This window comes from Photorhabdus australis DSM 17609, from assembly GCF_000711895.1.
Taxonomy (GTDB): domain Bacteria; phylum Pseudomonadota; class Gammaproteobacteria; order Enterobacterales; family Enterobacteriaceae; genus Photorhabdus; species Photorhabdus australis.
Genome location: NZ_JONO01000091.1, coordinates 1 through 8700, shown reverse-complemented (window position 1 = coordinate 8700; position 8700 = coordinate 1). Strand labels below are relative to the sequence as shown.

Genomic DNA, 8700 nt, shown 5'->3' with positions numbered 1-8700 from the left:
CAAATTCCAGCAGTGTCCCGTGCAGGGCGTTAATCTGTGCTGTCCGGAACCTCACCAGTTGTCTGCGCGAACGGTGCAGAACTAGCACCGACTGCTGCTCTTCGGTTTTTACTGCTATCGCCTTACCGGGTTGCTGTACTGCCATCCAGATAGCACGGGCATCCATCACGTCGTTCTTGTTACCCATGACGAACGCCTTTACAAACCGCCCCTGCATCAGCCGGACTTTATGGCTCAGCTTTTCCAGTTCGCGCGCCCAGTACTGAGAGCCTCCGCAGGCTTCCATACCAATCAGGCAGGGCTCCCGGTTACTGAAGAACGCAAGAAAATCCTTGCTGCGAAGCTGCTTATCCACCACTTCACCTGTGTACTCATTGATGAAGTGAACCTGAATCAGATGTTTTGCGATATCAACGCCAATCGGTGTATATTTCATTTTGTGGAGTCTCCAGTCTGAGGGAGCATATGCATCCCGTATTGGGCACTATGATGCCGGAAATCTGTGAGGCTCCACATCTCACTGTTCATCTTTTGTGCACCCAGTCAATGTTAGGTGGGATGCGTTCATGACATTTCCTTAAATAAGACAATACTATTTCATAATCAATATATTTGACTTATTGTGAAAATCACCTGAAACTCATGCCAATCAAAGTCTAGTTTAGAAAAACAATAATGCATTGTTCTTATTCCTTACAAGGTTAACTATTTTTGTATAATTGTCAGCAATAAGTAATTAAATATTTTATAACCTAAAATATCCAAACTATTTATATTTAACATGTGGAAATTATTTTTCTCTCACGAGAATGATTCACTTTATCGCCATTCACTTTCTTATTGTCTATTTAAATAATACTCAGAAAATAAATTCATTCAGCTTATTAATAACGCTTCGAACTTGAACCGCATTTAAACTAATCATTTGCTCCAATACCGAAAGTTACCCGCAATGCCTTTTATTACCTTGTGGTTATGGTTATCATAACGTGAATTAACATAAGGTATTGCAATGAAAAAATTGATCATTTTATTAACTGGGACTGTTTTATTATCCGGGTGCGCTCCTTCTGAGAGAACTTTAAGGAATTTGGCTTTAATTAACGAAAAGCAAGCGGCTACAACCAGCGAACAAAAATACAACTATTTAATGGAAGTATCAAAAGGACAAACTTATACCTCCAGGTACTCATACATAGAACCCGAGACTTTTGAAAGCATCAGAGGTAGATACTTTGAAGAATCGGGGCTAACGGAAGAGCCAGAAATTGTCAAAAGAGACTTAATTTACAAATGCTTTGATCAAAACACCTCAACTGATGAAGATTTTGAGTGTGTGTATAATTTTTATTCAAAAGAGATAGATATAGAAAAAGCCGCTATAAACGCAGAGAATCAAGAGGCCAGATTACACCAAATCAGAATGGAAGACGCCCAAAATATAGCCAAAAGAATATATGAAGAAGGCGGGGCAGAATTCACAGAAGTAAATATAGGTAGATTCTGTCGTGCATCATCTAGAGTGGTTGCAACTGCTTATGCAAGCGTCGCAGATACATATCAACTTTATGATCTCGAAGCCGATAAAGTCATGCTTCTTGGTTTTACAGATAAAGCTTTTACACGACTTAAGAAAAAAGTGAGTTCAGATAAGAGAGGTATTGCCATGGTGTTCAACAATCTTCTAGATCAAAAAATAATTTATGAATCATATTATATGCTTTGTAACTCAAACCCAGAGTCATATATTCTTAATTATAAGAAAATATTTCGTTGATTATATAAGCCCTCACTCTGAGGGCTTTTTCTCTGGCCGGGGTATTTTATGCATGATTACCACCCATTGATAAGCCACAAAAATATATTTATAAAATCTAATGAATTACTTGTCATCTAATCTTATCGTTTTGTGCGGTGTTAAAGTGAGAAGACTCAATGTAACTTGCTGATAACATGCTGTTTATGAAGGAAATATGAGGTTGGCAGAAGCGATTTATTTAGAACTTTATAGAACAAAACGCATGGGCTTCAGTGACACTTACCTTCGTTGCTATGTGTTGCATGATGATGAAGCGAGTCAACATATCCATATCATTGATAAGTTGATTATATTTTTCAACCTTGCCATCAATAATATCTGACCTATAGTTTTTTTTCTTATAGAAATAACGTAATTATTTTATTTTTAAGTAAAATATCCAATATTAATGCCATATTTATAAAGCCAGAAACCATTGTTCATGGTTTAAAGAATAAACATATTTTTCATATTTCTCGATATCAAACCAATTTAAACAGCAATATTCATCCACCAGCATTGTTTAAAAACCATCCTAAAATGTTCAGTTGATACAGATTAACATATGGAACCTATCCACTACGCTCTTTTACTTACCGAATTTTCCGATCAGCACATTTTCACCTAGCTCCAACATATCCATATAGTCGGCATACCATTGCAGCATTTCCCTGCGACCATCCAAATATTGGGCGTGATTGTATGTTCCTCTGATACTGTTCTTATCAACATGTGCAAGCTGTGTTTCAATCCATGCAGTGTTATAGCCCTGTTCATGCAAAATTGTACTCATGGTATGGCGGAATCCGTGGCCTGTTGCCCTTCCATCATAACCTATACGTTTAAGAACCTGATTAATGGCGGCTTCACTCATTGGCTTACTTGCATCATTCCTACCATGAAAAGCAAAGTTAAATCGGCCTGTGATCGCTTCTAACTCTCTCAGCAAAGCCAAAGCTTGCTCAGAAAGCGGAACAATATGAGGCCGACGCATTTTCATGCGCTCTTGAGGGATTTCCCAAATTGTTTTATCAAAATCAATTTCTGTCCAAGTAGAAGCGCGCAATTCTATGGTTCTCAATCCTGTAAGCAAAAGTAATTTGGTCGCGATTTGAGTAATTTTACTTCCGCTGTAGAAGGACAATGCTTGTAAGAATGCGGGTAATTCATCAACATTCAAATGTGGGAAATGCTTGGCTTTCGGTGTTGCTAATGCGCCAGTCAGTTCAGCCGCAGGATTATATTCTGCTCTTCCCGTGACAATTGCGTATCTGAAAACTTGATTACATGCCTGTCTGATCTTTTTCAACTTATCGAGAACGCCGCGCTGTTCCATTTTACGCAGGACGGTGAGCATGTCTAAGAGGTTGATATCGGTGATGGCGTGTTTGCCAATGAAAGGAAAAATATCTTTTGTGAAGCCTTCTAAAAGGTCTTCTGCATATCCCTTTGACCAGTTAGGGAGCTTGTAGGCGTGCCATTCAAGGGCAATTTTCTCAAAGCTATTATTTACGATGAGAGCCTTTTCCCTTTTTTCCTGCCTTTTGACTAGCCCCGGAATCGCCATTTGCCAATATTTTCTTGGCGTCTTCTCTTTTGTTTCTGGCTTCTGCCAAAGTTACGGTGGGATAAGTACCAAATGCCAATCGCTTTTCTTTACCCGCAAAACGATATTTTAACCGCCAACATTTGGAGCCATTCGGGAAAATTTCTAAGTACATGCCCCCACCATCGGAGAGTTTGTACGATTTGTCCCCTACAGGATTCGATATAAAAACATATCATGTTGATTATAAAAATATATGTTTTATTCAATAAATATACATACCCCCAAATGTACCCCCAATTAAAAAATCATTATTGTCTTTCATGTAAGAAATTGAGTTTTAAATAAAAATTAACACTTTTGGTTATCAAGTGTGATTTTTAGCCATAGTCCTTCTAAGTTACATGGCTTTATTACATTTGGGATACAAAATAGATCTATGGTTTTTTCTAATTCTCTTAGTTGACTTGTTAAATTTTTTAACAAGTCAACTAAGAGAAGACAAGCGTAGCGCGTCAGCTAGAAAACGCCCATGTTATAGTCATCAGTAAGTTGATTTCGTCAGCGTATCTAATCAATAGTCTAACTAACTGATTAAATTATCTGTTCCCTATTGCTACGTGTTACATCCTGCGCTAACCTTGTTACACTTAATTGCTGTCATCGACAGCCGCCAATGTTTCCGAGGGATCTGTGAGGAAACGCTTTCGAGTGATCCGCTATTGCTGCCATTGACAGCACTCAGTGCTTCTAAAAGGTCTGTGAAGAAGCGCTTTCGAGCGACCATACCTAAAATTCTCCCTGATCTGAAAAGAGAAGGCCGTCAGATAGCATGAGGCTGATAACCCCGCTTATCCTTTGAGAGTGGGGATCGCGAAATGAAAGCGATGAAGGTGCATTTATACATTTAACTCACTCACGGGTCTTCTATCCCGGAGGAAGCGAGTTCTTCTTATATCCAAGCGTCAGACAGGACAGCTTTACCTGCCTTTCGCTCTAATGAGATTAAGCCACGAGTTTAGCCTCATTTCATTTACGTAAGCTAAAGCACCCGGTTTGCTTGGCTCACACCTTAACTAACTGCTGCCTGAGTTATCAGGCGGTCAGGTAGGCTATTTCTCAATATCAGCATATTGCGACAGTTTTACACTACCACGGGCAACACTTTGCTATGCCATCAGGCATCAGCAAGCACCTGCCCTGCTTCTGTTTACTGACTCCGATGTTCAGGCGTCACTTTTCGCCGGTTTACCGCTGAAAGTGACGCCGCCGCATAAAGGTAACATCCACATTACAGGCGTATGCCTGCTCAACAAATCAGTGTTTCTGTCACTGCTAATTAAGATTAAAAAAACCATCAAAAAGGAGAACTTGACGATACCGAGGCTGGCTTTGGCCAGAGGGGATAACCTGCCTACGCAGGCGGCAGTACAGCGTACTCAAACCGATACCCCGCAATACCTCAACAGCGTTCACTCTGGCGCACAGGTATCGTTCAAGGGCAAAGCAGATAACCCCTGTTTTGTTAGAACTGTCGCGCGCCAGAGATTTAATGTTATCAGGTGAAAAATAAGGAGTGATATGAGTCGATTAGTCAGGGAAATGCAGACCTTTGCCCGGCAGGCTGGAGGCAGTCATAAAACCTGTCATGACCGCATTCGGATAGCGAGGCGGCTAGGTGAGTTTTTGTTGAAACTGAATATTCAGGTGAAAAGCCTCAACTATTTAAAGACCAAACACATTGAAAGCTATATCCATACCCGACTATCTCAGGGCATAGCCAAACGCACCCTGCAAAATGAAATGTCGGCGCTCCGCCATATCTTTCTTCTGGCAGGCCGGACGAAGTTAAGTACCTCTCCCCGATTGAGTAATCAGGCATTGGGACTGAGTGGCGCCAGTCGTGCAGGGACAAAACAAGCCATTCCTGATGTGTTTTTTCAGGCAGTTTATCAGAAAGCAGCAAAATACGATGCCGGACTGGCAGTCATCCTCCAACTTACCCGTTTGATGGGACTACGTTCTCAGGAAGCCGTTCAGTGTTGTGCTTCGCTGAAAAGCTGGCAAAAACAGCTTAATCAGCCAGAGCCTAAGCTCCATGTAGTTTTTGGTACTAAAGGCGGCCGCCCCAGACAAACTCGTGTACTGAATGTGGACGCGGTGAAAAAAGCGGTTGATAGAGCCATTGAAATTGCAGAGCAGCGCGGCGGCAGGCTGATTGATAAACCCGATCTCAAACGAGCGATGAACTACTGGCGTGCCCATACCGCTCATCTGGGATTAACCGGCTGTTATGCCCCACATAGTTTGCGCTACGCATGGGCACAGGATGCGCTGAAGTTTTACCAAGAAAGCGATTTTACTCGTCAGGAAGCGAGGGCTTTAGTCTCAATGGATTTAGGTCACGGTGATGGTCGCGGGCGTTATGTTGAACGAGTTTACAGTCAAAAGGAGGATTGAGAAATGGCAGAGACAACCTTAATACGTCTGGCGGATGTCATGAAAAAAGTCGGTTTAAAGAAATCATGGATTTACCATTTGATGCAGCAAGGGGAATTCCCTAAATCTGTCAGTCTGGGAGCTCGCTCAGTAGCATGGGTAGAAAAAGAAATTGATGAATGGATTATCAATAAAATCAACAATCGCGAGGAAACACAAGGATGAGTCTGAATGAGGCTTTTAACCTTAATTATAAGTTGATAATCAGTAAATTGCTGAGGTATAGTTCACGCGCTGCGGCAAAATCCGCAGCCGGAGTTAGCGTTCCGATTAACATGATGGCAGCATTACACGCCTGTTTTAGGCTATCCAATGCTGGTGCTTTTGTACACCTGTTGTCTATGGTGGCTCAGGCAGGGGCTTCGAAAGAAGCGCCGGTTTCCATTGTGTCCGGTAACGCTAACCCTGTCTGGGCTGCCACCCTCGAGGTTAGCGTCTCTGGTGGTAGCGATAGTTCGCACACAATGGAGGCTGCCTTATGGCTATACCCCCTCTTAACCTCTACTTATCATCCCAAAACTGGCTATCTTATCTACAATGTCAGCTATTCTCTCGTTTTAAGGCTTTTTCTCTGGCAGGGGTGTTTTATGCATGATTACCGCCCTGAAAACTCAGAAGAAGTACTCGACCATTGCCGGGCACTTATCAACAGTATTATTGAACAAAATAATCTCGCATTTAAGGAAATCCTGACTTTCGTTTTATGGGAACGTATTGAACTGCTCAGTAAAATGCTGATTGGAGAAACCACAGAGGAGGAAAGCCATGCCCTCCTTCATTTCTGATATTGTCCGGCAATCCCGCTACCGTTGGCCCGCGATCCTATCTCAGGCAGGCATTGTTGTGCCCGCCAATAACCGTCATGGGCCTTGTCCCATGTGCGGTGGGAAAGACCGGTTCCGATTTGATGATAAAAACGGTAATGGTACATGGATTTGTAATCGGGCTAAATGCGGTCATGGAGATGGACTGGATTTATTGGCAAAATTTAAAGGCTGTCAATTAATTGAGGCGGCAAGGTGGATATCTGAGTTGTCAGAACTCCCGTCAACGGCGCCAGCCAGAAAAAAAGCCTCTGTTATTCAAGTGCCGATTGCTGAACGGGTCAATTCGTTATTAAATCAGTGTATTAAGGGCGCCAGCCCTTATTTAATTCGCAAGAGTTTAGCTGAACGTGTTTTTTTGTTCCCACCGGCTTACTGTCAAAAAACAGGCAATGTGATTTTTCCAGAAAATACACTGGTGTTACCACTGGTTAATATTGCAGGAGGATATTGCGGTGCCCAATTGATTCATCCTGACGGCAGCAAGCGATTATTACCCGGCAGTCAGTTAAAAGGAGCTTTTGCTGTTGTCCATGAACCCGATTCTTATGATGACATTATCATCACAGAAGGTTATGCCACTGGCTTATCACTGGCCGTTATTAGCCGAAACAGTGCAATCTATGCCGCCATTTCCGCTAATAACCTGCTCAATGTAGCAAAAGCACTTAAAGCACAACATCCGCAAGGTGTTTTTATTATCGCAGGGGATAATGATGTTGATGCAGATGAAAAAAACACAGGAAAAATTAAGGCGGAACAGGCCGCGAATGCAATTCAGGGAAAGGTTGCACTGCCACCAACAGACTATCAAGCTGACTGGGATGATTACCGTAAGCAATATGGTGATGAAGCAACCCGAGCAGCCTTTTATCACCAGACCGGTAAAATCACCGATTCCCTTTCTGTGACTCGTCTCCCCACGACCTACAGCACATCATTACCTTTACGCAGAGGTTCTGAGGGCTTTGATACTCATCAGGATTATCTGATAAAAGGTCATTTGCCCAGTAACGCCTTAGCCAGTATTTACGGCCCCAGTGGTTCTTATAAATCTTTTTTGGCGGTGTCATGGGCATGTCATATCGCCACGGGTAAAACATGGGCAGGTAAACGCGTCAATCGGGGAGCGGTGGTTTATGTGGTAGGTGAAGGTGGTCTGGGAGTTCCGCGTCGTATCCGGGCATGGGAAAGCAGCCTGAACGATAACAGCCCGATAGATGCCCTTTACCGTATAGACTGCCCGGTGTTTCCTGCTAGTCAGGAAAGTGCTGAGCAAGTGATTTGTGCAGCGAAAGATGTCGAACAAGAAACCGGATTGCCTGTCCGTCTGATTGTACTGGACACTCTCGCCCGCTGTTTTGGCGGCTCGGACGAAAACACCGCTAAAGATATGGGCGCGTTTATTCAGGGTTGCGACTATATCAAAGCCAAAACAAACGCCACCGTGCTTGTTGTGCACCATTCCGGCAAAGACCAAGATAAAGGCGCAAGAGGCTCCAGCGCTTTTCGAGCCGCACTGGATGCGGAGTTTAATATCCGCCGTGAAAATGATAAAGAGGCGCTGATATTAAGCTGTACCAAAATGAAAGATGCTGATGAACCGCCACAAGTCGCTTATGACTTGCATCCGGTCAGCATTTGTATTGATGAAGACGGCGAAGAGATTACCTCTCTGGTGTTGTCAGATCAGCCCAGACAACCACAGGATGCCGCAGCCGGTGATATGGCACTGGCCCATGTCCGGCGTCTGTCAGGCAATCATCTGGCACTATGGGAATCTATTCGTAACCGAACAGCCCAAAGCGATTCCTGCACAAAATCACAGGTGCGGGATGACTTACGGGCGAAAGGCATTGATGTATCAAAGAAATTCAGCCGCTGGCTGGACAAACTAGAAAATGATGGATTATTGACCGTGTTGGGTGAAGATATCCGTATTAATCAACGCCACTCTAATATGGGGGAATAAATGGTAAATGTGGGGGATATTGTCAAAAATCCAGCAATACCCCCACTTGCCACTTATTAAG

The 8700-nt window shown here is 43.0% G+C and carries 7 protein-coding genes and 3 pseudogenes; 8 read left to right on the top strand and 2 right to left on the bottom strand.

The window, feature by feature from the left end:
- On the bottom strand, positions 1-436 hold a 436-nt coding region (locus tag BO26_RS17720; RefSeq protein ID WP_036773800.1), incomplete at its 3' end, for an IS110 family transposase.
- A 576-nt stretch (positions 437-1012) separates the two neighbouring features.
- Here BO26_RS17720 and BO26_RS17715 point away from each other — a divergent pair.
- Together BO26_RS17715 and BO26_RS23565 are read left to right on the top strand one after the other, a co-directional pair.
- Positions 1013-1777 (top strand): hypothetical protein, encoded by a 765-nt coding sequence (locus BO26_RS17715; protein WP_036773799.1) that lies wholly within the window; start codon positions 1013-1015, stop codon positions 1775-1777.
- Positions 1778-1979: 202 nt separating this feature from the next.
- Positions 1980-2141 carry a hypothetical protein gene (locus tag BO26_RS23565; protein ID WP_157835576.1) on the top strand — a complete coding sequence of 54 codons (162 nt, stop codon included), beginning with the start codon at positions 1980-1982 and terminating at the stop codon, positions 2139-2141.
- 246 nt (positions 2142-2387) lie between these two features.
- Here BO26_RS23565 and BO26_RS17710 read toward each other — a convergent pair.
- A pseudogene (locus tag BO26_RS17710) lies at positions 2388-3570 on the bottom strand (tyrosine-type recombinase/integrase).
- Between the two features lie 1145 nt (positions 3571-4715).
- On the opposite strand from BO26_RS17710, the gene BO26_RS23560 reads away from it, so the two are divergent.
- The 6 genes and pseudogenes from BO26_RS23560 (at position 4716) to BO26_RS24275 (ending at position 8639) form a co-directional block, all read left to right on the top strand.
- A complete protein-coding gene (locus tag BO26_RS23560) occupies positions 4716-4910 on the top strand; it encodes a hypothetical protein (protein ID WP_157835575.1) in 195 nt (64 codons plus the stop codon).
- A 15-nt stretch (positions 4911-4925) separates the two neighbouring features.
- The gene (locus tag BO26_RS17700) at positions 4926-5804 is read left to right on the top strand and encodes an integrase domain-containing protein (RefSeq protein ID WP_036773795.1); all 879 of its coding nucleotides are present in this window, start codon (positions 4926-4928) and stop codon (positions 5802-5804) included.
- A 3-nt stretch (positions 5805-5807) separates the two neighbouring features.
- A complete protein-coding gene (locus tag BO26_RS17695; RefSeq protein ID WP_036773792.1) occupies positions 5808-6008 on the top strand; it encodes a helix-turn-helix transcriptional regulator in 201 nt (66 codons plus the stop codon).
- A pseudogene (locus BO26_RS24710) lies at positions 6005-6337 on the top strand (ash family protein); the annotation flags it as partial. The gene BO26_RS17695 and the pseudogene BO26_RS24710, both read left to right, overlap by 4 nt.
- A gap of 271 nt (positions 6338-6608) precedes the next feature.
- Positions 6609-7505: pseudogene (locus BO26_RS24280) on the top strand (primase-helicase zinc-binding domain-containing protein); the annotation flags it as partial.
- Positions 7506-7556: 51 nt separating this feature from the next.
- Positions 7557-8639, top strand: coding sequence for a helicase RepA family protein (locus BO26_RS24275; protein WP_236637570.1), 1083 nt, complete (start codon positions 7557-7559; stop codon positions 8637-8639).
- The last annotated feature ends 61 nt before the right edge of the window (positions 8640-8700 follow it).

Bases quoted from the DNA above. Each gene is read 5' to 3' on its own strand.
- BO26_RS17715 (WP_036773799.1), top strand. From the start codon at position 1,013: ATGAAAAAATTGATCATTTTATTAACTGGGACTGTTTTATTATCCGGG.
- BO26_RS17700 (WP_036773795.1), top strand. From the start codon at position 4,926: ATGAGTCGATTAGTCAGGGAAATGCAGACCTTTGCCCGGCAGGCTGGA.
- BO26_RS17695 (WP_036773792.1), top strand. From the start codon at position 5,808: ATGGCAGAGACAACCTTAATACGTCTGGCGGATGTCATGAAAAAAGTC.